Annotated in this window: 26 protein-coding genes; 6 read left to right on the forward strand and 20 right to left on the reverse strand. The window is 46.1% G+C overall.

Going from position 1 to position 23,454, the window contains the following annotated elements:
* Positions 1 to 58: 58 nt before the first annotated feature.
* The 3 genes from AC1VYS_RS24695 to AC1VYS_RS24705 all read right to left on the reverse strand — a co-directional run bounded on the left by AC1VYS_RS24695 (position 59) and on the right by AC1VYS_RS24705 (position 2,876).
* Entirely contained in the window at positions 59 to 502 is a 444-nt protein-coding gene (locus AC1VYS_RS24695; RefSeq protein ID WP_482911866.1) for a FixH family protein, read from the reverse strand.
* A 42-nt stretch (positions 503 to 544) separates the two neighbouring features.
* On the reverse strand, positions 545 to 997 hold the full coding sequence (locus tag AC1VYS_RS24700; RefSeq protein ID WP_482911867.1) for a disulfide oxidoreductase: 453 nt from the start codon (positions 995 to 997) through the stop codon (positions 545 to 547).
* Between the two features lie 238 nt (positions 998 to 1,235).
* The gene (locus AC1VYS_RS24705) at positions 1,236 to 2,876 is read right to left on the reverse strand and encodes a copper amine oxidase N-terminal domain-containing protein (RefSeq protein ID WP_482915115.1); all 1,641 of its coding nucleotides are present in this window, start codon (positions 2,874 to 2,876) and stop codon (positions 1,236 to 1,238) included.
* A gap of 394 nt (positions 2,877 to 3,270) precedes the next feature.
* Between AC1VYS_RS24705 and AC1VYS_RS24710 the strand changes: the two genes are divergently transcribed.
* The gene (locus AC1VYS_RS24710; protein ID WP_482911868.1) at positions 3,271 to 3,477 is read left to right on the forward strand and encodes a hypothetical protein; all 207 of its coding nucleotides are present in this window, start codon (positions 3,271 to 3,273) and stop codon (positions 3,475 to 3,477) included.
* Positions 3,478 to 3,494: 17 nt separating this feature from the next.
* Here AC1VYS_RS24710 and AC1VYS_RS24715 read toward each other — a convergent pair whose 3' ends face one another.
* Complete coding sequence (locus tag AC1VYS_RS24715) at positions 3,495 to 3,692, reverse strand: hypothetical protein (protein ID WP_482911869.1); 198 nt, start codon at positions 3,690 to 3,692, stop codon at positions 3,495 to 3,497.
* The gene (locus tag AC1VYS_RS24720; RefSeq protein ID WP_482911870.1) at positions 3,689 to 4,309 is read right to left on the reverse strand and encodes a phosphotransferase; all 621 of its coding nucleotides are present in this window, start codon (positions 4,307 to 4,309) and stop codon (positions 3,689 to 3,691) included. Before AC1VYS_RS24720 ends, AC1VYS_RS24715 begins: the two co-directional genes overlap by 4 nt.
* A 207-nt stretch (positions 4,310 to 4,516) precedes the next feature.
* Between AC1VYS_RS24720 and AC1VYS_RS24725 the strand changes: the two genes are divergently transcribed.
* Positions 4,517 to 5,620: a stalk domain-containing protein gene (locus AC1VYS_RS24725; RefSeq protein WP_482911871.1), complete on the forward strand. Its 1,104-nt coding sequence runs from the start codon at positions 4,517 to 4,519 to the stop codon at positions 5,618 to 5,620.
* Positions 5,621 to 5,767: 147 nt separating this feature from the next.
* On the opposite strand, the gene AC1VYS_RS24730 is transcribed toward AC1VYS_RS24725, so the two are convergent.
* The 3 genes from AC1VYS_RS24730 to AC1VYS_RS24740 all read right to left on the reverse strand — a co-directional run bounded on the left by AC1VYS_RS24730 (position 5,768) and on the right by AC1VYS_RS24740 (position 9,367).
* The gene (locus AC1VYS_RS24730) at positions 5,768 to 6,487 is read right to left on the reverse strand and encodes a hypothetical protein (RefSeq protein ID WP_482911872.1); all 720 of its coding nucleotides are present in this window, start codon (positions 6,485 to 6,487) and stop codon (positions 5,768 to 5,770) included.
* A complete protein-coding gene (locus AC1VYS_RS24735; RefSeq protein WP_482911873.1) occupies positions 6,477 to 7,583 on the reverse strand; it encodes a hypothetical protein in 1,107 nt (368 codons plus the stop codon). Before AC1VYS_RS24735 ends, AC1VYS_RS24730 begins: the two co-directional genes overlap by 11 nt.
* Before the next feature lie 89 nt (positions 7,584 to 7,672).
* Positions 7,673 to 9,367 (reverse strand): DUF6138 family protein, encoded by a 1,695-nt coding sequence (locus AC1VYS_RS24740; protein WP_482911874.1) that lies wholly within the window; start codon positions 9,365 to 9,367, stop codon positions 7,673 to 7,675.
* Positions 9,368 to 9,825: 458 nt separating this feature from the next.
* Between AC1VYS_RS24740 and AC1VYS_RS24745 the strand changes: the two genes are divergently transcribed.
* Positions 9,826 to 10,101: a hypothetical protein gene (locus tag AC1VYS_RS24745; RefSeq protein WP_482911875.1), complete on the forward strand. Its 276-nt coding sequence runs from the start codon at positions 9,826 to 9,828 to the stop codon at positions 10,099 to 10,101.
* On the opposite strand, the gene AC1VYS_RS24750 is transcribed toward AC1VYS_RS24745, so the two are convergent.
* The 6 genes from AC1VYS_RS24750 to AC1VYS_RS24775 all read right to left on the reverse strand — a co-directional run bounded on the left by AC1VYS_RS24750 (position 10,073) and on the right by AC1VYS_RS24775 (position 14,327).
* Positions 10,073 to 10,261: an aspartyl-phosphate phosphatase Spo0E family protein gene (locus tag AC1VYS_RS24750; RefSeq protein WP_123065934.1), complete on the reverse strand. Its 189-nt coding sequence runs from the start codon at positions 10,259 to 10,261 to the stop codon at positions 10,073 to 10,075. The two genes, AC1VYS_RS24745 and AC1VYS_RS24750, sit on opposite strands and share 29 nt — an antisense overlap.
* 247 nt (positions 10,262 to 10,508) lie before the next feature.
* Positions 10,509 to 11,504, reverse strand: coding sequence for a hypothetical protein (locus AC1VYS_RS24755; protein ID WP_482934425.1), 996 nt, complete (start codon positions 11,502 to 11,504; stop codon positions 10,509 to 10,511).
* Positions 11,505 to 11,609: 105 nt separating this feature from the next.
* On the reverse strand, positions 11,610 to 12,608 hold the full coding sequence (locus AC1VYS_RS24760) for a cysteine peptidase family C39 domain-containing protein (RefSeq protein WP_482911877.1): 999 nt from the start codon (positions 12,606 to 12,608) through the stop codon (positions 11,610 to 11,612).
* A complete protein-coding gene (locus AC1VYS_RS24765; protein WP_482915116.1) occupies positions 12,601 to 13,515 on the reverse strand; it encodes a helix-turn-helix transcriptional regulator in 915 nt (304 codons plus the stop codon). Before AC1VYS_RS24765 ends, AC1VYS_RS24760 begins: the two co-directional genes overlap by 8 nt.
* 137 nt (positions 13,516 to 13,652) lie before the next feature.
* Positions 13,653 to 13,847 carry a hypothetical protein gene (locus tag AC1VYS_RS24770; protein WP_090924323.1) on the reverse strand — a complete coding sequence of 65 codons (195 nt, stop codon included), beginning with the start codon at positions 13,845 to 13,847 and terminating at the stop codon, positions 13,653 to 13,655.
* A gap of 153 nt (positions 13,848 to 14,000) precedes the next feature.
* Positions 14,001 to 14,327: an ArsR/SmtB family transcription factor gene (locus AC1VYS_RS24775; RefSeq protein WP_154960696.1), complete on the reverse strand. Its 327-nt coding sequence runs from the start codon at positions 14,325 to 14,327 to the stop codon at positions 14,001 to 14,003.
* Positions 14,328 to 14,538: 211 nt separating this feature from the next.
* Here AC1VYS_RS24775 and AC1VYS_RS24780 point away from each other — a divergent pair, with 211 nt between their 5' ends.
* Positions 14,539 to 15,906, forward strand: coding sequence for an MFS transporter (locus AC1VYS_RS24780; protein WP_154960697.1), 1,368 nt, complete (start codon positions 14,539 to 14,541; stop codon positions 15,904 to 15,906).
* 131 nt (positions 15,907 to 16,037) lie between these two features.
* Here the strand turns inward: AC1VYS_RS24780 and AC1VYS_RS24785 are convergent, their stop codons facing one another.
* The 3 genes from AC1VYS_RS24785 to AC1VYS_RS24795 all read right to left on the reverse strand — a co-directional run bounded on the left by AC1VYS_RS24785 (position 16,038) and on the right by AC1VYS_RS24795 (position 18,042).
* Positions 16,038 to 16,490 (reverse strand): nuclear transport factor 2 family protein, encoded by a 453-nt coding sequence (locus AC1VYS_RS24785; RefSeq protein WP_090924326.1) that lies wholly within the window; start codon positions 16,488 to 16,490, stop codon positions 16,038 to 16,040.
* 172 nt (positions 16,491 to 16,662) lie between these two features.
* Positions 16,663 to 17,070 carry an RrF2 family transcriptional regulator gene (locus AC1VYS_RS24790; protein WP_090924327.1) on the reverse strand — a complete coding sequence of 136 codons (408 nt, stop codon included), beginning with the start codon at positions 17,068 to 17,070 and terminating at the stop codon, positions 16,663 to 16,665.
* Positions 17,071 to 17,202: 132 nt separating this feature from the next.
* Positions 17,203 to 18,042: an AraC family transcriptional regulator gene (locus AC1VYS_RS24795; protein WP_482911878.1), complete on the reverse strand. Its 840-nt coding sequence runs from the start codon at positions 18,040 to 18,042 to the stop codon at positions 17,203 to 17,205.
* Between the two features lie 118 nt (positions 18,043 to 18,160).
* Between AC1VYS_RS24795 and AC1VYS_RS24800 the strand changes: the two genes are divergently transcribed.
* Positions 18,161 to 19,165 (forward strand): Gfo/Idh/MocA family protein, encoded by a 1,005-nt coding sequence (locus AC1VYS_RS24800; RefSeq protein ID WP_482911879.1) that lies wholly within the window; start codon positions 18,161 to 18,163, stop codon positions 19,163 to 19,165.
* 117 nt (positions 19,166 to 19,282) lie between these two features.
* A complete protein-coding gene (locus tag AC1VYS_RS24805) occupies positions 19,283 to 20,233 on the forward strand; it encodes an aldo/keto reductase (RefSeq protein WP_482911880.1) in 951 nt (316 codons plus the stop codon).
* 227 nt (positions 20,234 to 20,460) lie between these two features.
* On the opposite strand, the gene AC1VYS_RS24810 is transcribed toward AC1VYS_RS24805, so the two are convergent.
* The 3 genes from AC1VYS_RS24810 to AC1VYS_RS24820 all read right to left on the reverse strand — a co-directional run bounded on the left by AC1VYS_RS24810 (position 20,461) and on the right by AC1VYS_RS24820 (position 23,289).
* A complete protein-coding gene (locus AC1VYS_RS24810; protein WP_482934426.1) occupies positions 20,461 to 20,784 on the reverse strand; it encodes a hypothetical protein in 324 nt (107 codons plus the stop codon).
* Between the two features lie 632 nt (positions 20,785 to 21,416).
* The gene (locus AC1VYS_RS24815; protein ID WP_090924332.1) at positions 21,417 to 22,439 is read right to left on the reverse strand and encodes a Gfo/Idh/MocA family protein; all 1,023 of its coding nucleotides are present in this window, start codon (positions 22,437 to 22,439) and stop codon (positions 21,417 to 21,419) included.
* 73 nt (positions 22,440 to 22,512) lie between these two features.
* Positions 22,513 to 23,289 carry a sugar phosphate isomerase/epimerase family protein gene (locus AC1VYS_RS24820; protein ID WP_145334688.1) on the reverse strand — a complete coding sequence of 259 codons (777 nt, stop codon included), beginning with the start codon at positions 23,287 to 23,289 and terminating at the stop codon, positions 22,513 to 22,515.
* Between the last annotated feature and the right edge of the window lie 165 nt (positions 23,290 to 23,454).

Below are 23,454 nucleotides of genomic sequence, written 5' to 3' on the forward strand. Positions count from 1 at the left end.
CATCCTCATTATATACCTGTTTCACATCCTGAACCATCCCGCTGCCCTCACGGCTGCTTCATTCCACGACAACTTTGGCCCTCGGCATGGTGTGCATTGCACCTGAGGTTACATGTGCCTGGACAACGTAGACCCCCGGCTCCTGAAATGTATACCTCACTTCATATATGCCATCACCTACAGAGCTAGCCTTCATTGCCCCTCGAGCCTCAAGCTCATCGGCGTTCATCATGCCTTCTTCAATGGAAGGTGCCGCAGGTTCGTTCTCTTCGTTCCAGATTTGGAACTGTACATGATCCGCATCATTTACAGACTTCTCCCCTTGGGTTAGCTTGATCTGTAAAGCGACTTCTTCGTTCACCTTCGCCTGATCCGGCATCATGAGCTTCACTCGAATCATCTCTGGCATCTCGCCTGAGGCAGACTGTTCCGTGTAAGAGCAGCCGTTCAGAATAAAAATCAGTATGAGCAAAGGCGTAAACCAGCGAGCTTGTCCCTTCATCACCGTTGGTCCTTTCTGCGTAAAAAGATTTAAGGAGAACATTTAGTTAGAAGATTTAGGTGTTTTACCGATTCCCCACAACATCACGATAATAATGATAAATGCGATCAGAGCCAGCAATGGGATCGTGATAAAACCAAACCAGTTCAAATAATCGGTATAACATGGCACCTTACCACACGCCACTGCGTTGCCTGTAGCCGAAAAGATCCGCTGAATCGTTACGTGATACAAGGAAATTCCGCCCCCAATAAAGCTGAGCGGGAGCACGTACTTGGCAATTCCCACATCATCCTTGAAGTACGCAATACCGAGCAAAATCGTTAAGGGATACATAAAGATACGCTGAAACCAGCACAGATCACATGGCAGAAACTGCTTGATCTCACTTAGATAAAGACTTCCCAAGGTTGCAATGACAGACATAGCCCAGGCAATAAATAATCGGGTATCTACACTCCGTGCAGGCTTCTCTGAATTGGATGTTGCACTCATACCTCTGTCCTCCTCTTCTATTGTTCATTCTTGAATAATTGAACATTACTTTGTATTCCTTGAGTTATTTGAATGCTTATGTAATAGATTACGGGATTAATTATACCAAATATTTGCTCTTTCAGGCGAATACAAAAAAGCTGCCACAGGGGCAGCCTTTTCGGTTTGAATGTGAGATTAATTATATCAACTTAAGTCCGTATCGGATCACCGTGTTGATTTTTGCATTACACTTGCATTACATTGCTTTAGTCAGTGTAATAGATCCATCTTTTTGAGCCCATTTCACATTCCATTGCAGCAATTCAGCAATGAAACGCAGCGGTACTTGTGTACGTCCGTCTTTGTTAACAAAGACAGTAGAACCTACGTTTTTCTTCATACCATTAACTTCCATGACCGTGTTGTTCACCCAGAATACAAGTGTATCATCACCAGCCATAACGGTAACTTGCTGTGCTTTTTTATCCCATTTCACCGTTGCGCCGATTCCCTCACTCAGGAAACGCAAAGGGATGTATGTTGTATTTTTCCAAAGCACAGGTGTAGTGTCCATGTTGGTTGTTTTGTCGTTAATTTTCAGCATTTTGCTGTTCAGCTTCATCCAAACGGTTGTCATGTCTGGCGCTGGTGTTGGTGCAGGTGTTGTCGGTGCCGTCTCTTGGAACTTGTCATTGAATTGAGTCACAATACCATTACCCAGCGCTTGACCTACTCCGAACATCACTTTGTAGCCTTCACGATTCGTGGTGTAAGAAGCATCATAGTTGCCTGCTGCATATTGATCCAGCACTTTTTGCACCTGGTTTTCATGTGTTGTCAGCGCCTGTTGTGCTGCAGATTTAGGCAGGTTGCCTGCTGTTGCGGAATCAAGGAATGTAGCAAACTCTGTTGTAAATCCGTCGATTCGTTTTTGCACAGCTGCACGCGCAGTCGCATCGTTATCTTTTACAGCTTTAACATAGTCACTCTGAGCGTTAACATGGTTAGTCACCCAGATTTTCTCGAACGCACTCGCTCCTTCATTACCGTAAATAGAAGCAATCGCAGCTTTGAAGTCCGCTGTGTTTCCAGCTTCTGCGGTTACGAGGGCATTCGATGCCGCTGTGCGGCCATCATATTGCTCTTGCATTTGCAGAGCGGAAAGCGCAAAGTGCTCCGAAGCCAAGTGGTTGAGTGCAGATCTCAGGTCAGCTGCTTTGGTATCTGCTTTGGTGTTGTTAAATTTCTCAGGCATTTGTGTTGTAATCGCAGTGGAAAGTGCTTTACTTACGTCAAACATTTCCTTGAAGCCTTCACGATATGCCTTGTATGCATCGGTGTAATCTCCGGCTACGTACTCGTCGAATACTTTTTGCACGAGATCTTCATGCACTTTCAATGCTTGTTTTGCTGCGTCTTTCGGCAGTTTGCCTTCTGTCGCTGTGCTCAGGAATGTGGAGAATTCATCCACGAATCCGTTGATGTTATCCTGTGCTTGCTTGATACCAGTCTGGTTACCCATCTTGGTTGCTTTCACCAGATCGTCGGTATATTTGTTGTGTGCACGGAAGATGCGTTCGAATTCTTTGGCACCCGCTTCACCGTAGAGGGAAGCAATCGCCGGTTGCATATCCAGTGCATTTTGGTCGAGAGCTTTGTAGGCTGCATCTGCATCTTTGGCTCCATCATAAGCTTTCGCCATAGCCGTTACCGCCAGTGCAAAGTGCTCGGACAACAGATGATCCAGATTCGCTCTCAGGTCAGCCGCAGGGGTGTTCACGGATGCTTTCATCATGCTCATGGAAGTGGAAGTCTGGGGTGCAGCAGCAGCTCCCGCGATTCCTGGCATTAACAGCGACAAGCTAAGTACAGGTGCAATAAATGTTTTCATTTTCATCTTCATTGGTGAGTCACTCCTTAAGTATGTTTTTGGTTCCTTTGTTTCTTTGTCGTTGTCTTCATAGGATGTAACGCACGGTTCTTCATTCTGGATCACTCCGCAGGCAAAAAAAATTACAGCTTTCGATAAAGAAAGCCGCAAACGCTTGATACATCTATGTTTTTTTATCTAAAAAAAATTAAAATTCTAGTGACCTGAGTCAAAAATGCACAACTTATCTGCAATATACCGTATAGATTTAATTCACTCGTCCATCCACTAGTGCGTGTACATCCTTCAAATTCAAATCACACAAATTTCCTATATTTCTCAATAATAGCTTACATTGCGAGTAAACCTGAGATACAATAGAAGTAAACGCTCTCCATCGACTGGAAAAGGAGGTCAACTCATGACTTGGCTACCTTATGCATTGGTTATCGGTATCGCCTTATTTGGAGGGATTGCTACACTTATCATCGGGAATTCGAAAGCCAATCGCATCAGTAACCCCGACTATGATCGCCGTACACGGCAAAATCTGAGTAAACTTACATATGTATACGTCGGCGCCATCGTACTGGGCATAGGCGGATTTGTCCTGTATTTGTACAACTGATCGTGATCCTCTGAAGGCTAAAGTAATATCTCCTTGAATACGGCAACTCTTCGCACGCCTCGTTCCATGTGTTGCACCATCGGGGAGGTAACTCCCCTCTCCCTGATCCACGCCAGCCAGCCGCGCAGCATCCATAGATGAATTTGTTCATACAACCGTTCTCTCGTGAGCAGTCCCCCGGCCTCAGCATATCCTTTCATTACTTCTTCTATCATTGATAAACTCTTCTCACCTCTCCAAAATCGATCAAAAACGTCTTTTGCTTCATAAATAACATATTCCACACACCCAGATCACCATGAATCAAGCTATCACTTCTCACGATGTACTCCGTACATTGCTCTACATACCCCTCAAGTGAACCGATAATAGCTGACGAAGATCCCCTGACTTCATCACGGACTTGTGACCATAATAGAGATAACGCAAAACGATCCTGCTGATCCATGATTTCAAGCTTGTGAGCAGCATGGTGAAAGCGAGCAAGCATGTTCCCAAATTCAACAAAATGCATGGTTTCCTGATCGTACGGTACCGTTTCTTCCACGTAGTACTGCAAATTATAAATTTCATCATTCAAATGCACATAGGACAACCCATTCCGCGCAATGACCATTGCTGGAGAGATGTTTTGCAATGAAAGAACGTGATGAAATCTCTCTTCGTTTACAGCCTGCTGCTCATCTCTAAGTCTACGCAACACGAATCTACCTGCTGAAGAATCGATGCATTTGGCTTCAGAGCTCGTCCCCTGTTTCATCACTTCCACGCGCTGTATCCGACCAATATCATAAAACTCTTCAATAAACTCTTTCATAACGCGATGATCCATCCATGTCCCTCCTTGATGATAAAACTCAAACAAGATGCTTCCCCTATAAGCTATACATGAGAACTACCCATCATGATGCAAAGATCGTTACACATGTTTACAAGTTGGAGATAATTCAGAATTATTCTGGATAAGTTCGGGGGGTAATATAAAGCCATAAGGAACAGCAAGACAACAAATAACCTCAACTTAAAGGAGAGATATATGATGAAGAAAAACATGAAGAAATCCGTAGCTACAATGATGGTGCTGGGTATGACCTTAACCGGAGCAGCCGGTGTATACGCCGGAACACAATTGGAGAAAATCTCGGCTTACCTCAATCATGGAATCAGCTTTAATGTAGACGGTGCAGCATACTCGCCGACTGACGGGAACGGTAAAAAACTGGCTCCAATCACTTACAATAACTCGACTTATCTACCGGTTCGCGCACTGGCTGATGCACTGCATGTGCCTGTAACATATGATGGTGCCAATAAACAAGTTATTATTGGTGAAGCGAACAGCAATCCAACTGCACTAACCAATGTAACCTATACCGTAGCGCAAAAAGAAGCGATCCAGAAAGCATTTGCTCAATTCGATGGCTTTGAGACAGCATATGCTCCACAGCAAATGACTGCAGGTGATACATTCAAAAGCGTAGCCGTTGGCGACGGTGTAAGCTTCATTTTCAATCACATGAAGGTTGATGTTTCTCCAAGAGATTATTCGGACGGTTACACGAGCAAAGAGGTTAAACTGTCCAATGGTGTTAGTGCAAAATGGTATACACCAAGCGATATCGGCATGTTAACCTTCGAACTGGATGATCGGTATGTCACACTCAGCTCGCCAGATCATAAGCTGTCCCAAGCACAGTTGCAACAAGTCGCTGTCTCTGTACAAAAAGTAAAAGGCGGCAATGATCAAGGTATTACGGCTTTTGAAAATGTAAGTTACTCCAAACAGCAGCTGGAACAGATCCGTAAATCATTTGCTCAATTCGATGGCTTCACCACTGCTTATGCACCACAGCATATGGTTGCGGGAGACGCCTTCAAAAGTGTAGGTGCAGGCGGTGATGGTGTGAACTTTGTATTCAACCGCATGAATGTAACAGTGTCTCCTAGAGACTACTCGTTCAGCTATGATGGCCAAACAGTAAAATTGCCTAACGGCGTATCTGCCAAATGGTACACTCCGGACAAAACCGACCTGCTTACGTTCAAACTGGATGATCGTTATGTCACACTCAGCTCGCCAAATAACCAATTGACCCATACCCAACTGGAGCAAATGGCAGTGGCTGTGCAAAAACTGAAATAAATCTTAGCTTCTTTAGGGTAACACCATAAGATAAGCACTAACAATAAAACACATACCATTTCGGCTCATCCGTTCTCCAGACGTAAAAGCCGGTCTGGTATGTGTTTTGTTTACGAAAAAGGCACAGCCCTAAGGCTGTACCTATGATCATGCTCTATTCATAACTCGGCGAAGCCAGTAATATCGGTGTAAGTCCATAACAAAGTGAAACACAACAAAGATAAGCAGGTTGTATACGCAAATCAAAACAACGCCCACGGTCTGCTTGGTCACAAAAGCGAGTGAAGCGTTAGCTATAAGGTAAGCTCCTCCTGAAATCACGCTTAGGAAAAGAATAGACATTCTGGAGTTGCTTTTCTTGCCTTTGTTGAGCCGATGTGGCTGCTTTAATCGTCTTAATCGAAGCAACACATATTGAATTAAAGTAAATACATACACCACGAAAGAACCAATCACATACCATGCCGTTGTCATACCCAACGTCCCGTACGCAAACTTCTGTATAACCACCATAAAGCTGACTGAACACACAAGTCCAAATACACCCCGAAACAATACATAATTTAATTGAAGTCTGCGTGGAGCAATAATTAGAGCGATGGCCCACAGGTTCATGATCGCTAATGGTGGCAATAGAAGATATGCATAAAGAGTTTGATATGGAACACTAAAGATCGGAATAAGCAGAAATACATTGAGAAAAAATAGAACCAGCGTGCCGGCACTCAGCCGAATTCCATCGGATGCATAGATCACCAGATAATCTCGGAACGTTTTTTCGGGATATGACGTCCCCTCATACATGACCACGCCAGTAGCAGCATTTGTTTTATTTGCCGAAGGTTCGGAACCCTTGTTATTCGGCATTCAATTGCACATCCGCGAGACGGATCACTCTTCTGTAATACAACCCATCCATCAATTCCTCCCAATCCAGCTCATCCACATTCACGTCCCGGAAAAATACTGAAGCAGAAGGAAGGAAGCTAAGTAATGGTCCGGTTCCTCCACAGATTAGAGCTCCACCATCTCCGCCTTTTGGCATCACTTCTCCATCTGCACCCAGTGTAAGCTCGTACTTATATGGATCTCCGGCAAACTGTACACCGAAGAAGTTCGGCAACTCCAGATCATAAGGGTGATGATGTTCTCCATCTCGCGAGGATTCAATCGGCTCCGTAAGTGCATCTGTCCCAGTATCCACACCTGTATCTGTTTCTGAATGCACAAACGATGGATCTAGCTGATCTTGATTTTTAGGTATTCCCAGATGTCTTAATCTCATCGTATAGTCAAAGCTGTCTCCCCAAGGAAATAACGTGCGACAACCTCCACCATAGATATACTCCCACTCGTCTTCCGTCAACAAACTGAATCCCGCCGCTGTTTCTTCCTTTACAATGTCCTCCAGTTCGATTCCTTCATTAAACCAGAGAATTCGAACCTCTCCTTGGTCTTGAATCAGTTTGAATTCCAGATGAAGTTCATATTCATTCAGCCCCGATTCCTTGAATTCGGCTAAGGCTTTAGGAAAATCATCATGCTCCTGGGCAAATGCTTCTTCCTCGGTTACCTCAATCCACCCCAGGGAGATGGTCTCACACTCCACAAGCATCGGGCCAATATTGACCTCTCTCACAGGTGACATCTGGCCTGACAGAAACGATTGTACGTCCTCAATCCCGTAACTGCTTGCAGTTTCGTGCAGATCAGCAGTCGTTTCCTTATCCATTCCGTGATGCCACTTTTCCCAGCCTAATGTTACCTGATCACCTGGAACAAATACGAATCGCTGTTCATCCTGTGTAAACACTCCGGTCTGAGTCCGCTGTCCATATCGCTCAAACGTCTGCAATCCCTCATACTGCATCCCTTCAGGCAGCTGAAGCGCAATACGTTGCATCCATTCCTGCTTGTCCTGTTCAGACAGCCCCTGCCAGACGCTTTTCGTTAAAGCTTCCATCTCCATCCACCTCTCACTGCAACTTTTGGCGTCTAATACTTTACTTAATGAGTCACCAGGCCCGTTTATTTGGATTGGTGACAGCTCGTTTATTTGCCTGCGGCATGCGACAGCCTCAGTAACAATTCTTTTCGTTTGCCCTCCGCCTTACGGGCCAGTGCAGCCAGTTTCTCTACCTTGCCAAAAATCGGGTAGAGCACTCGCTGAACTTCATATGATTCCAACTCCTGAACCTGTTCCAGCAACCACTCAAGCTTCTCGTCCTGCTCGAACTCCGGCAACAATTTGAGTTTCAATCCGTCCGTTGAACGGCGCAAACTGTGAACGAGAACTGGCACTGAGTCTGCTGTCACACCATACTTATCGGCAAAAGCAACAATAAATTTGTCCTGAATCATCTGATGTTCATCATCGACCTGCGCCATATATTCGTAAATCAGAGGAAAATACTGCTCGCTCGTAAGTCCAAGCCCAAAGGCGACATAACTTCCCGGCATCCCACTCTTCTCCCCTTCTGTATCTGCATAAAACTCAAATTCCTGGATGGCTGCTCGTGCGTATTGTTCCAGAAGTGAACGCAGCTCAGGATATTCTAGAGCATTAGCAAAGAACCGGTGTGTATCCGATTTGGCAAGTCCTTTGACCGGCAGGTACTGTTTTACTTTGGATTTCAGTTTGATGTGATAACTCTTGGGGAACCCCTGCTCCAGCAAACGAATAATAAAGGCTATCGCCTGTTGATATGCTCCCGGTTCTTCCTGATGTATTTGAATCGCTATCCTCGCAAAAACATCATTGGCTTGGCATTCCACCTGCTCCGTCTTAACATAAGTATCTTCCGGCTTATATGTACCGCTGCCCTCAGTCAACATCCGATCTGCCTGCTCACTACCGAGCTGCTTGGCCAGTTCCAGAAACCTAAGCCCTCTTGGCTTGCTGTAGCTAGGTTCGAAACGCAAAATCATCACCGCTGCATAGAGTAGCAGATCTATAGCGTGTGAACTCTTAACCTGCCCGTCCAGCTTCTGATCTGGCTTCAACGAGTATTCATTTTCACAATATTCTGAAATCTGTACGTCGAAATACTGTGGTAAAAACTGCTTCTCCGCCCATAGCGTCAAGGCATAAATGATCGTATGACGGTGCTCGGCGAGAGCATCCTTTCGCTCCCGATTTAACGTTTGAATCTGTTCATATTGTCTAATAATCCATGTTGCATCCATCGACGGAAATAACACGGGATCGAGCAGATGTTTTGCCAAAAAAGTCGTTTCGAGCGGCTTGGTCGGGTATACACCATTCTCCAGTTTTTGCTCCGTATACGTCCGAATCTGTTCTAGAAGTTGCTGTCTTTTCTCTTCATTGATGTATTCCAGCAACGTCAGCTTCAGCATCCCGTTGCTTGTAGGAAACTTTCCTCTAAACGTAAACCGGTAATCAATCAGCGGTGTATCTGCCCATTCGGCTAACTTCTCCTGAACCACCTCGACCAGCCTCGGCTGTATCTCGGTGCGTACCAGTTCTTCTGTAAACCGGATCGTCTGCGTCGATAGTGAACCTTCGTCCCATCCCATATCCAGGCTATCCACGATCGTTCTTCCCGGCTTGTACAAAACAAAAATATCATCAAATATGCCCATCTGCAGTTTCGTTCTTTGGATCGTCTGCTCTAAATCGGTTCGTGCCGCTTGCTCATCAAACCATTCATTTATGGCCTGAATCATTTCTTCCAAAGCTTGTTCCACTGCTGCTGTCATTTTATCTCCTGCCTTTCCGTAAAACATGTTGTATGTACTCTTGTTCCAACACCACGACGGCTTCTATCTCAAACTGCCTGAGCAGTCTGTACATTGAATGATAAAAATACGCATTAACGTTCGCATTCCACCTATATTTTACACGCTCGGTCATACTCGCAACAATAAGTCTTACGCACGGTTGTCCCTCACTTGATCCTAATTAAGAGTTTCTTCTCTGACGTGAAACTTCGGAGGAAGCAACAAAAAAACACCGAAATGAGATGTCAGCAACGTCGTTTCAGTGTATTTATGAAATTGCCTATATCCTTGTCGGACTTTCGTACGATTACTTGAAGACTAAACTCCTACAGCTAAGCAAAACAGAAATCATTCAGGTTATAAAATATTCAGGTTATGTATGATATAGCTATCCCCAAATTTTAACAGATGCTATATAATGTAAATAGATATTGCATTCCACACTTATGAAGGAGGATACCATGATGAAGTTGACAGAAGAAGGTGTGTTAGTGGTTGAAGAAAAGGATATTGACTACATGTACTGCTACCGGGATCGAGACGGATTTAGGTTTGATGACTCATTTTTCATTGAATTAGAGTCTCAAAAAATAACACTGTCTGAAGGCGATGTCCGAACGATTCACTTTCAGTTTAAAGAAGAGATGCCGCTCTACGAAGAACGCGGACGACTTGTTTCGGAGGTTCAGTCTGCCGTTCGTACACTTGACCCTAGCTATGATGGTTCCTTTGTGAAATAAAGCGTTTGGCATCGTTATATTCGTTAATTAATTCATCCAGCACCATCGACTGACGAATGACTTCCGGATGTTGCAGACTCGTATATTGGTTTGCCATCTGGTAAAGTCTCAACCTTGCGTTTTCGATACATTCCTGAAGGGTTTCCGGGTTCCGTACCATCGTTCTGCCCCCATTCATTCCTTGAATTCATCATCCAAAAAAGACCATATATAATAATATTCGGAATGAAGCAGGATTCAGATTACCTTTATTTCAAATTTTATATATTTTTTTTATAAAGGCAGCGTTCGTCCACGTGGCATCCGGAACATTGTGATACGCAAAAAGACACCAGATTGGCTTATCGCCTTTCTGGTGTCTAACATGTCTAGATGTACAGCTTATTCAATGTTAAAGTGTCGTATTGTTATCTGAGCCCAATATCCGAGAAGCGATTGTTGATCGTTTCAGGAAAAGCATGTTTAATTGCATCAATGGCAGCCTGTTCCGTACCCCCTGCGTTTCGAATCAGTTCAATAACTTGCTGCACACTTTCCGGTTCCCTTGCATCCCATGCCGCGGAATCATCCAGTACTTCAACAATAGATGCATAGAGATCAGCGAGCTGTGTATATTTTACAATGACTTGATCCATATGCGGCGATAAATGTTCAAGCGCTCTGACATATGAGGCGATGTCCCCTCTTGTATAAGCATAATAGCGAAGCACCGCTGCCGCCTGATTGCTCTCATAGTTTCCGGACTGCAGCACATCCGCAACCGCGGTGTATGCGGCAGAACCGCAAGCGTAATCTTGCGCTGGCAGCATATAGTCGTGCGTTTCCCATTTGTATACAGCCTGGATTAACGACTCCTTGCACACTTCCCACATATCGATGGACTGTTGAGCTTCCAACACTTGATAATACCAATAGGGTGAGTTATTCTGGCCGACTAAGGAATAGGGTAAACGAAGCACGTCAGGCTCATCTCCTGTGCAAAAAAATAGGACTTCCTCGTCATCATCGTATCCAACAACAACAACAAATTGATCATGCCATAACACCGCCCCAGTTCCCCGGTCGATCGAACTTTTGATATTCAGTAATGCATGCTTCTGATAGAGTGGAAACGTCGGTTCAAAGGAAAACCCGGCAGCTTGACTCGCTGTCACTCCGATGAAATCGGCAGCAACAAAGTTTTCTGCCATCCAGTTATATGCCGAGATGGATTCTTTCGTCAGACGACGGTCCACCACGAAACGAAAAAGACTTGCTGTCATGCCTGCAATCATATATCGCGGAAGATGTGTCCACTTTTTGTGTAACAAAATAGGGTATAACGCATCTGCATAGGTGCCTGCTCCGTATCGCCATGTATCCGTGTTCGTGGTACCCGCATTGGTCTGAGGTAGTCGCTGCATTAAATCAGCTAAATCAGTCAATAACCTCATTCTCTTCATTCTTTGAACCTCGTTCCTGTATCCATTCTGCCTTCCTTTTGTTCAACGTACATCCTATCCCCAGTTCTACCGTGCGGAGTGTGTGCCCCAGCGGGTTACCGTAGATCGTTTACGGTCCGCATACTGCGCGGATATGGTACGAAAAAAATCTACCGCCTGCTCTTCGAGTAACTTCGCCTGTCCAAGAAACTGCGCAAGTTGCTCATTGGCATCCTCCCGCAGCGCAAGCCCATGTTTTTCCCGTACCAAAAGCGCTCTCATCTGCTGGATCAGTTCAGCAATCTGGTTATAACACATCCAGGCCTGCTCCAGTTCAGTCCATAAGCCGCGAACATCATGCAAATACATTCGAATCTCGGTACGCGATTGGCAGTACGAATCCAGAAGGTAAGCTGCTCCTGCACCATCGTAATCTCCAGAGCGAAGTCCTTCTATCCAAACATCATATGCAAGCCGTCCAGAAGCTATATTTTGATCAGGTAACAAACGGTACGGAATATCCCAATCCTCCATTGCCAGGCGTAAAGATTCCAGCACCATCTCCTGCTCTGTACGTTGCACCTGATCACCAAAGATCTGACAGTACCAGAAACCGGTGAAATTCAATCCGAAATTATCATACAGCAAAATATGCGGCTCTTTGCTCCAGCCATCCTGCACATAAAAGACCCGATCTGCATCATCATATCCATAAATGACACCAAACTCGGGCATCCAGTAGATGACACCTTTGCCTTCATCCAGACTCCGTCTGACCCAATTCACAGCATCTTGTTGATAATAAGCAAATGTCGGATGGCGACTGCGTCCCCCGTCATATATGGTAAATAGGCCAAGATTGTCGATACCGCCTTGATGAGACACTCCCCACTGTCCGTATGCCGTTACCGACATCGGCAGTAATCTCTGATGGACGGACAATTTAAAGGCCATGCCGGTATACCCTGCAAGCATGTACTTTTCTCCTTGGAATTGACCAGTATGCCGCAAAATCGCATGTAGGCTGTCCACAAATGACTTTGACTCCCGCTTCATCACCAGATGCTCCAGCATGTTCTCAGCCATCCTGTTCTCTCCCTTTCTGTCCCCTGCTCAGCCGCTCTGTCATTTCTTCTACCCGCTTCATTAGCTTGCGTCTGAGCCATCCTGGGGAGAGCAGTTCCTCCCACTCCGCAGCGTACAGATGTTGCAAAAATACATCCGTATCGTAAAATTCAATCAAGCAGACCTGCCCCTTTTGCTCCCGAATCCGGTACCCTCGCCACAGCTCCGATTGCTGCATCTCACGGAAACGAATCTCGGCCACAAACGGTTTTCGAACAGGCAATGCATCCCCCCAGGTGCTCATCCATGTATCCTGGTTGCATTCAAAGCGTTCCTCCAGCAGCGTCAGCTGCATGATGCTTTCCAGGCGAATCGGTGTCTGTTGCAGCGGGTCAGTCTCATAACCGATTACATAGTCTGCATTAAATTGAGCGGTTAGCTTCACTGGACAGAAGGTAATCTGATGCTCCCCCTCGTGATCCTTGTAATAGATATGCACTTTTCGTGCATCCTCTATCGCATGGGACAACAATTTAAACCATTGAAGGTGCCTGGGCGGTGCTGCGAACACCGGATACTGTTCTTTGGGCAGGTGATCCTCCATCGTAAAACGTTCCAATAAGTGTGCCACCCGTTTCACCGTATCCGCACGCTCATAGTCATAATGCCGATATCGATGGGCCAGATATTTGAGCACGCCTTGTTCCTCATCCGTCATATATAAATGCGGCAAACGAAAGGTCTGATCCTCGTAACAGTACCCTCGATACTTGGCTACATACACCAATGGGGCTCTGAGGGTATTTAGCATATATTCAATGTCACGTTGCGCCTGACGCCGAGATATCTCGAATTGTTTTGCCAGACCGCCGCTATTCGGAAAACGCCCGCTTCGAATCTGTTCATCAAACCAATGAATCCGATGCATGCTACTCAAGCGATTTCACCCCCCGAATCATTCCAACGTTTATTTCTGTATTATATCAAAAGGATATAGCCTGTTCCGAAGAACAGGCTATGACAGGGTATCCGTCTACATTTCCTTACGTGATTTCTCTTTCAGCTCTACACATTTACCTCTGCCAGATCTACTCTGGACTGCACAGCTTTGGAGCATTTTTTACACACTTTCAGACTCGTACCATCTGTTTTCGTTTGCGTATACAACAATTTGATTCGTGTACTCTTGCATATTGGACATGTTCCCCGTCCTCTGGACGGAAGACTCCACAGAACGCGACCTCTTTTTGTTTTAGCCAATGATTGTGAACCTCTTTTCAATAGGGTTTATGTGTTTTTGTTCACCATCATTATAGAGGCATTGGGACGACATAGAATGTCGCATCAGGAGTAATTTTTTATCGAATTCTAAAAAATAAAAAATGCCCCTTCTTCATAAAGAAGAAAGGACATTCACTCGGACGAATCTGTACTTGTCTCTGCGGCGGCTTGGAGAAGAGGCTGTAGCAACCCTGGAAAACGAGCTTCCAGATCGTCAGATCGCAATGTAATAAAATGCTGTGTACCCTGCACTCGGACGCGAATGACACCCGCCTCACGTAAGGTACGAATATGGTGCGACATCGTTGATTTCACAACACGAGCATGAAAATGACTACACGGCTGCTCCCCGCTTCTAGCGGCTTCTGCTACTATTCCCAGCCGGGTTGGATCGCTGAGCGCATATAGCACGGAGGAAAGCTCAATATCCGCCACTTGTGGATGATGTAAAATTTTCATACGGCAGTCTCCTTTTTTTAAGACTATGCATTGTATTCTAACACACATCCATGATATATTTCTAATGTTCGATACCAATCGAACTTATAACTTATAAATTTCGCATGCATCCCTTGTGTGAAGCACAGGGGCTGACATTATACACCATTTTGCAAATGTTACACACCGTTTCTGAAATGTTGCGAAATACACATCATGATAGGAGGTTTTTATGAACAACACGGCTACGGCAACCCCGATGGAACGGACAGGCATACAGGAAGGATTAATTGTGGCGTTGCTTGGATTCACCGTTGTGCTCGTCGTAATGAACACGATGATGTTTAATCTGGCTCTGCCCAAAATTGCGGCCGAATTCAAGCTGACCTCTGTCGCTTCATCCTGGATTGTTACGGGTTATTCCATCGTATTTGCGATTTCCTCGATTACATTCTCACGTTTGTCCGATTTTGTACCGATACGCACCCTGTTCACTACGGGACTTACCCTGCTTGGAAGCGCGTCTGTCTTGGGTTTCTTCAGTGACCATTTCATTGTTCTGCTCATTGCCCGTCTGGTTCAGGCTGCAGGTGCAGCATCCGTTCCGGGACTAGCGATTGTACTGATTACACGCTACATTCCGAATGACCGCCGGGGTAAATCGATGGCCGTCATCATGTCCGCCAGTTCGCTAGGTCTGGGACTAGGTCCGGTACTTGGCGGTAGCATTACACAGTTTTTGGGATGGCATGATTTATTTATCGTTACCGGTTTAGCGCTATTTTTAATTCCTGTTTTTTATAAACTGTTACCGCGAGAAACGCCGCAAAAGGGTTCCTTCGACATGCTCGGTGCGGTCTTGCTTGCCATCGGTACAACCGGGATTCTATTATTCCTGACTTCTCGTCAGGTCATTACACTTATTATCGGGGTAAGCGCACTGTTGCTGTTCTGGTTCCGCATTCGCCGTGCAACTGATCCGTTTGTGCAACCCGCATTGTTCAAAGACAAAAAATATATGATCCTCAGCTCACTGGGAATTGTATCGTATATTAATAACTTCGCCACGCTGTTCCTGTTGCCACAGGTTCTGGCACATCTCTATGGACTGACACCTGCACAATCAGGACTGGTGATTTTCCCGGGTGCGCTTGTGTCCATGCTACTGTCCAACCGCATCGGGCGTATGATTGATCGTCACGGCAATACGTTGTTATTGAAGTTTGCACCTTGGCTGCTCCTGGCCGCTGCCGGGCTGTTCGCTCTGTTTGCAGACCAAAGCATCTATGCCATCATGGTTGTGTACATGCTGCTCAGCGTTGGTTTCTCTTCTTTGACGACCAGCGTATCCAACGAATTGTCAGGCAATCTGTCCATGGATCAAGTGGGCGCAGGCATGGGACTGTTCCAACTCAGTCAATTTTTCAGCGGTGCATTCAGCGTAGCTGTAACCGGGGTTGCTCTGACCGCGATGCAGAACATGCAACTATCTTCTGCGTATAGCTTTATCTTCTGGGGCATGACTGCAGTTGGCCTCGCATCGGTTATCTTTTCGCAAATTTATTTGAGGATGCAACCACGGAAAGATAAGGTGGCGTAATATTAACCTCTAACTAATTTAAAAATACTTCAATAAAACAAAGGAAGAAGCCAATAAAATTAACGGCTTCTTCCTTTGTTTTACCTGAAATTGTTCAGGTTCTTTTCCGATCTCACTATATTTAAATTTCGTTATTCAAACAGATCCAGGCGCAGACGTTTCAAGCTGGTGTGCTTAATACGCCACTGTCCATCGATCTTGACAAATGTTTCGTGATAATGCCCAAATCCGTGGAAAGATTTGTTCTCGTTACCTTCCGGGAACGTTACCCAGTCCTCCATCGGAGAAATAACCTTCGCTTCAGTCGCAGATACAAACTCCACCTCCGCACTATGTACGTGATGCACAGTCACCGCCGGGTCTACAAGGTCACGGAATACCTGTACAATCGTGTCACGTCCAGTCAAAACCGGAATCGGATTGCCTTCCGTGCTGAAATCGGCAACGGCATCCGGTGCAAATACGTCACCGAGTTCATCCCATGCTTTTGTATCAATATAGCGGCAATAACGCGCCTTGGTATTTCTAATATTTTCGAGTGCAAGCAGTTGCTCCAGTTCCGTCATCGTCGTCGTTTGGCTCATGTGTTTTCCCTCCAGAGGTGTAAGATGTGATTAAGTATGTATATATAGTATCTTCCTTATTGTAGCATTGCCCTTCTGTCAGGCACAACGCCGCACCAAGTGAGAAATCTAAAAACATTACCCAATCTTACTGGAACAGAAACATACTTGAGGCACACTAGAGCGATAAATACTACAGTGAATGAGCTTCCCTCATCTGGGATGCGAGCTCAGACATTTTTTTATGTTGCAGGAAACTTTCCATCTCTTCCTCCGCCTGAACCATAACCTGCTGGATCAAACATGCTGCATTATGATTCTGTGAGCATTCAAACAAGGAAGCCTTGCCTTCGATGGCATGAATGATTTCCAGAAAAGAAGGATCAGGGTTCTTGCGACTAAGTCGATAACCGCCATTGGCACCGGATGTGGATTCGATCATGCCCGCTTTGACCAGTTTGGTTAGTATTTTGGACAGGTACGTTGGGGAGACTTTCTGAAATTCAGCCAGTTGATGCACGCTAATCAGTTGCTCAGGCGCAGTGCTAACCAGATATAACATTGTGTGGAGCGCATAGTTGGTCGCTTTGGAATATTTCATGAGAGGACACCTCATATATACGGATTTAATTTATCCATAATAGACCTGATTGAAGGCCCTGTCAAACGAATCCACATGAGAGTACCAAGGTAGATGGCTTTGCTGAAGGTTTGATTCATCCATTTTTCTTTTTTATTTATGGTAAAGCCCACGGTAATCAGTAGGTGTCATGCCCTCATGCGCCATAAACTGACGGTTAAAATAACTCGCATTAGGATATCCCGCTTCCTCGGCAATCTGCCCAATGTTGGCCGACGGGCGTTCAAGTAGCCACTGCTTGGCCATCTGTAGCCGTGAACGTGTGATAAACTCCATTGGCGTCATCTCTACGGCATTCTTGAACATTTTGCAAAAATAATACGTACTCACTCCTGCGCGATCTGCCCAGTCTTGTAACAGAAAAGGTTCACAAGCCTCCTGCTGCATCTGCGGCAATAACGACAGCACTCGGCTCTCCGTTTTGCTCGTGGCTCGTGTGTTCTTGAGGGGTACCGCATGCTGTACAAATTCCGCCAGCAGAGCATAGGTCAACGTGGACAACTGGGCTGGACGAAGCATCCGGTTCTGTTCCACCTCTTCAAGCAACGCCAGATGAGCGTCCTCCCAGGAAGTACGCTGTCTCAGCGTCCATAAAAGGTTGCGGTGCAATCCCCGTTCCAGCATATAATCATGCAGCCGTTCTCCGTAAAAATGGACCCACCGTACGTCCCACGGCTCATCTTCGCTACTATAATAATGCTGCCGTTGATGCGGAAAATAGAGCACCGCTTGACCTGCCCGAAGCTCGTGCACTATCCCATCGGCCTCCACATATCCTTTACCTGCCGCAACATAGTGAATGTTGAAATTATTAAGCACCCCTGCCTCACGTAATACAGCGTGCTGGGTATGATCCGTATAATGTCCAACGGACTCCGGGTAACAGAAATAGGGGATATCCTGCAGGGTCAGCAATACGGTTTGTCTCATCATGGTTGGTTCACCCCATTAAGCAATATTGTGTTAATTCAATTCAATATATTATCATTTTAATTCATTCATCTATTCTTTATAATCACAATATACATTCAATTACAGGAGGAAACAAGTTATGAATTCTGTTCAAAAGTTACGCTGGGGCATTCTCGGCAGCGCCAACATTGCAATAGGTTCCGTCATTCCTGGCTTGCAGCAATCGGAGTTGAACGAGGTTACCGCTATTGCCAGCCGTGATCTCGATAAAGCACAGCAAACTGCTGATAAACTTGGAATTGAAAAGGCTTACGGAAGCTATGAAGCCATTTTAGAAGATGATTCAATCGATGCCGTTTACATTCCACTTCCGAATCATCTGCACCGGGAATGGACGATCCGCGCAGCACAAGCTGGCAAACATATTTTATGCGAAAAACCACTCGCTCTCACGGAAAAAGAAGCACTAGAGATGGTTGAAGCTTGTGCAGATGCAGGCGTGCATCTGGCTGAAGCGTTTATGTACCGCCATCATCCGCGTTATGACCAGATTCGGGAGATTATCGCCAGCGGCGAGATTGGTGAAATTCGTGGCATCCACAGTACGTTTTCGTTTAACAATTCGGGTTCGTCCGGCAACGTGCGTTTCCGTAAAGAATGGGGTGGCGGCGCGCTGTACGATATCGGCTGTTATTCCATTAGTGCGGCTCGCCTCCTGCTGGGACAGGAGCCGAAGGCAGTGACTGTTATCGGTATGTTCTCACCAGAGCATGATCAGGTGGATATGATGGCTTCCGGACTGCTTGAATTCGATAACCATGTTGGCGTTACGTTTGATAGCAGTATGTGGGCAGCCTTCCGTAATACGCTGGAGGTACTTGGCTCTGACGGTATTATCGAAGTCCCTTCGGCTTATATTGCTCGTACAGACAGCACCTCAAACTTCTTTGTTACTGCAGGTGGTGAACGTCGTGAAGTTGAGGTGCAACAGGTCAATCATTATGCATTACAAGGGGATGATATGGCTCGCGCTGTACTTCAGGGCAAAGAACTTCGTTTCGCTCCTTCCGATGCGGCAGCCAATATGAAAGTGCTTGAAGCTTGTCTTCGCTCGGCAGAAGAACGTACACGAATTACGCTGTGAGACGCGAACTAGAGACAACATATATTAGTTTAATGCCAATTCTAAATTCTTACTTTTCATTTCGAATGAAAGCTCCAAAATGAATTGCACCCTTATATATGAGAGGATGGTTTATCTATGGAATATATTGAAATCGCCGGTGCTGGCAAAAAAGTCTCAAGGCTAATCAAAGGAACAGACTATTTCTTTCATGATACGTATGAGAAAGCTGCGACCAACCTGGATGCGTTTCTGGCGATCGGTGGCAACACGGTAGATACAGCGCACATCTATTGCGGTGGACAGAGTGAAGAGGTACTGGGACGTTATATGAAGGAACGCGGCAATCGCGACCAGATGGTCATTCTTACAAAAGGGGCACACCATGATCAGAACGGCCCTCGCGTGAACGCCGATGCGATCCGCAAAGACCTAACTCAAAGTCTGGAGCGTTTGCAGACGGAGCATGTCGAGCTGTACGCACTGCATCGGGATGATCCGAACATACCTGTGGCTGCCATTCTGGAGGCACTAAACGAACACATCGAGTCTGGCAAAATCGGCGCCATCGGCGCCTCCAACTGGACCTGGCAGCGGTTAGAAGAAGCTAACGCTTATGCCGCCTCCCATGGTCTCAAAGGATTCACGTTCAGCAGCCCAAACCTCAGTCTCGCCAAAGCGAACGAGCCATTCTGGGCAGGCTGTGTATCGGCGGATGCCGAAACGCTCGCATGGCATGAGCAATCACAATTGCCACTCCTGTCCTGGTCTTCACAGGCTCGCGGCTTCTTCACCGGACGTTTCACGCCTGAGGTACGCGACAATGCTGATCTGGTGCGTGTATTCTACAGCGAAGGCAATTGGGAGCGGCTGCGCCGTGCCGGGGAATTGGCTGAATCCAAAAATACAACGGCGATTCAGATTGCCTTGGCCTACGTATTGAATCAGTCCTTCCCGACCTGTGCATTGATTGGGGCACAAAATCAGGCAGAGTTGCTCTCCTGTGACGAAGGCTCCCGCATTACGCTGACTGCGGAAGAGATCGCCTGGATCGATCTGGCGAGTGAGGTTAAGCCAGCCGGCATCTGAAGATAACGTCCTGGAATTCTAAACTTGCTAAACGCCAAAAACAAATCTTTAAATAAACCACAACAAATTTCAAACTAAAAACGGGATCAAGGTAACGGATTTTCCGCCTTGTCCCGTTTTTTTGATAGCTGTGCAACTGGAATAATGGAGAGAGACCAGATACACAACGTGACTCAAGCAATTGAACATTAGGCTAGCTTGGGCCTGCTCTTGTTGGCAATATTACCTCAACATCGCACACGCACACGCACACGCACACGCACACGCACACGCACACGCACACGCACACGCACACGCACACGCACACGCACACGCACACGCACACGCACACGCACACGCACACGCACACGCACACGCACACGCACACGCACACGCACACGCACACGCACACGCACACGCACACGCACACGCACACGCACACGCACACGCACACGCACACGCACACGCACACGCACACGCACACGCACACGCACACGCACACGCACACGCACACGCACACGCACACGCACACGCACACGCACACGCACACGTCGCAAAGTATACTTACTCACCGATGCACAGTAAACCCCTCATTTATAGTACTTTGAGCCAGCGGTTACAGACAAATGACATGCGCTGGACTTCTAACGATCACAGATGATGCTATTTCGCCTATTTTAGCCTCTTCTCAAATCTAACGATCACAGGAAACGCTATTTTCTCATTTCCCCCCCCCATTTTGCTCTTTCGAAGGCATTTCTGAGGAAATAGCGTCGCTGGTGATCGTTAGATTTCTTAGACCGCCAAAACGGTGCAAATAAGCTCATCTGGGATCGTTAGCGCAGTCCTGGTGTTTTGGACATACGATGTCTCCCTAGATTACTCACAAAAAAGACATTCTCTAGTATAGGGTACTGGAGAATGTCTTTGGATTAAATTCATAATCCCGTCTGCATCATATGTGAACATGAAATCAACTCGCGTAATGTGCTTAACCGTTGCACTCTAACCGATGACTCACATAAAAAGGACATCCCCCAGCACACTGCACTGGGGAATGTCCTCTAAATTTATTGATTGCGAACCAATAGCAATTCCTATCCTAAATATAGCCTATTACTGCCCACTAATGCCTATCGATACCAACTAATTCCTACGAATGAATATTAATACCTTTTATAGCCTATTACGACCTATTAATCAGTTACAGCTTAACGATCTGACCTGTTTTCTCGGATTCAAACGCAGCCAGAATGACTTGCAGGGAACGCAAGCCCTCTTCACCCGAGATGGATGGAGGTGTCTTGGTTACGATGGATTCTACGAATGCATCGATTACGCCGCTTGGTACTTGTTTTTCATTGGTCGCCATCGCGCCGACTTTGTACGTTTCAACCGTACCGTTGGTCAACTCAACGATAACCTCGTCACCTTCGACTGTACCGATCTTCATTACGCCATTCTCACACCATAGCACAGTGCTGTTGTCTCCGCCTCTGTATTGTGTCCAGCTGGCTACGAGTGTGCCGATTGCGCCGCTCTTCATGCGCAGCAAACATGTCGCATTGTCATCCACATCCGTACCTTCTTTGTGCAGCGTGCTGATGAAACCAGCTACTTCGGATACTTCGTCGTTCAGCAAATAACGGATAAAGTCGGATTTGTGTACGCCAAGGTCACCCATCGCGCCCATAATAGCTTCTTCTTTGCGGAAAAACCAGCTACCTGCTCCATCTAAACTCCAGCCTTCTGGACCCGGGTGACCGAAAGCCGTACGGAAGGTCAGCACTTTGCCCAATCGGCCGGAATCCAGAATTTCTTTGGCTTTCACGTGAGGAGGCATCAGACGTTGGTTGTGACCTACCATCAGATATACGCCGTTTTTCTTAGCCGCCTCAATCATTTGCTCGCCTTCTTCAGTGGAAACCGCCATCGGTTTCTCAACCAGCACATGCTTGCCCGCATTGGCAGCGGCAATCGTCATTGGTGCATGCAGATAGTTTGGTGTACATACGCTCACCGCTTCCACTGTTGTTTCGTTTGCAAGCAATTCCTCGTAACTGGAATATGCTTTACCACCGTACATTTCGGCCATTTCCTGCGCACGCTCCACTACCGGATCAGCAAATGCGACAAGTTCTACGTTCTCATTGGCAGCGTACTCCGGAATATGTCTGCGCTGAGCGATAGCTCCACAGCCGAATACTGCAACTTTAATTTTACTCATGTACAAAAGTCTCCTTTGACAATTAGATTCATGTTTGACACGGTCAGATGTTACGTCTATGGAAGTTGAACTCTTAGAACTGGTTCAGATAGTTTTGTTTCAGCCAGTTGTGGCTATTCTCTACGCTCTCAAGCGGAGGGTTCTGACATACGTCCTGTTCCACGATCAGCCACTCTACACCTGCATTTGTTGCGCTTTCAATAACAGCTGGCAGATCCACTTCGCCTTGTCCCAGCTCCAGTGTTTTCATCTGACCCTGCTCGTCTTTGCTGAAATCTTTCAAGTGAAGCAACGGCAAACGACCCGCATATTTATTAATATACTCGATTGGATTTTGTCCAGCAAACTGTACCCAACATACGTCCATTTCCACTTGTACAGCTTCTGGAGTCGTTTGAGCGAACATCGCATCAAAAGCATTGGCATCCCCAACTTGGCCATGGAATTCAAAGTCATGGTTGTGGTAACCAAAGATCAAACCTTGTTTCGCTGCTTCGGCTCCGTACTGTTGCAATTCTTCAAATAATTTCGTCCAGCCTTCTGCATTGTCCGGGCGATCTTCCGGCATCAGATAAGGACAGATCATATATTGTGCACCAATTGTTTTCAGGTAATCGATTTGTTTTTGCAGGTCTTCGCGCATCGCATGAAGGGACACGTGGCTGCTAAAACCTTTTAGACCCAGCTCATCTAGTAGCGCTTTCATTTCCTCTGCTGGAATGTCGCCATATCCGGCAAATTCAACCCCTTCGTATCCAAGGGCGGCCACTTTGCGCAGTGTACCACGAAAATCTGCTGCAGTTTCATCACGAAGTGTAAAAAGTTGCAAACCAATGTTCAATTTTTTCATGACAGATACTCCTCTGCTCTCAAATTTGCTTACATTGCTCTATCTGGTATCATCCTAACGCAAAACAGGCTAAAATGAACATATACAATATAATCGAAACATGAACTATCTGATCAAATTTTATTTCCATCCTGTTGTAATCCGTGAATTCAGTTCTATGGCTGC

It is taken from the genome of Paenibacillus sp. G34, assembly GCF_056856875.1.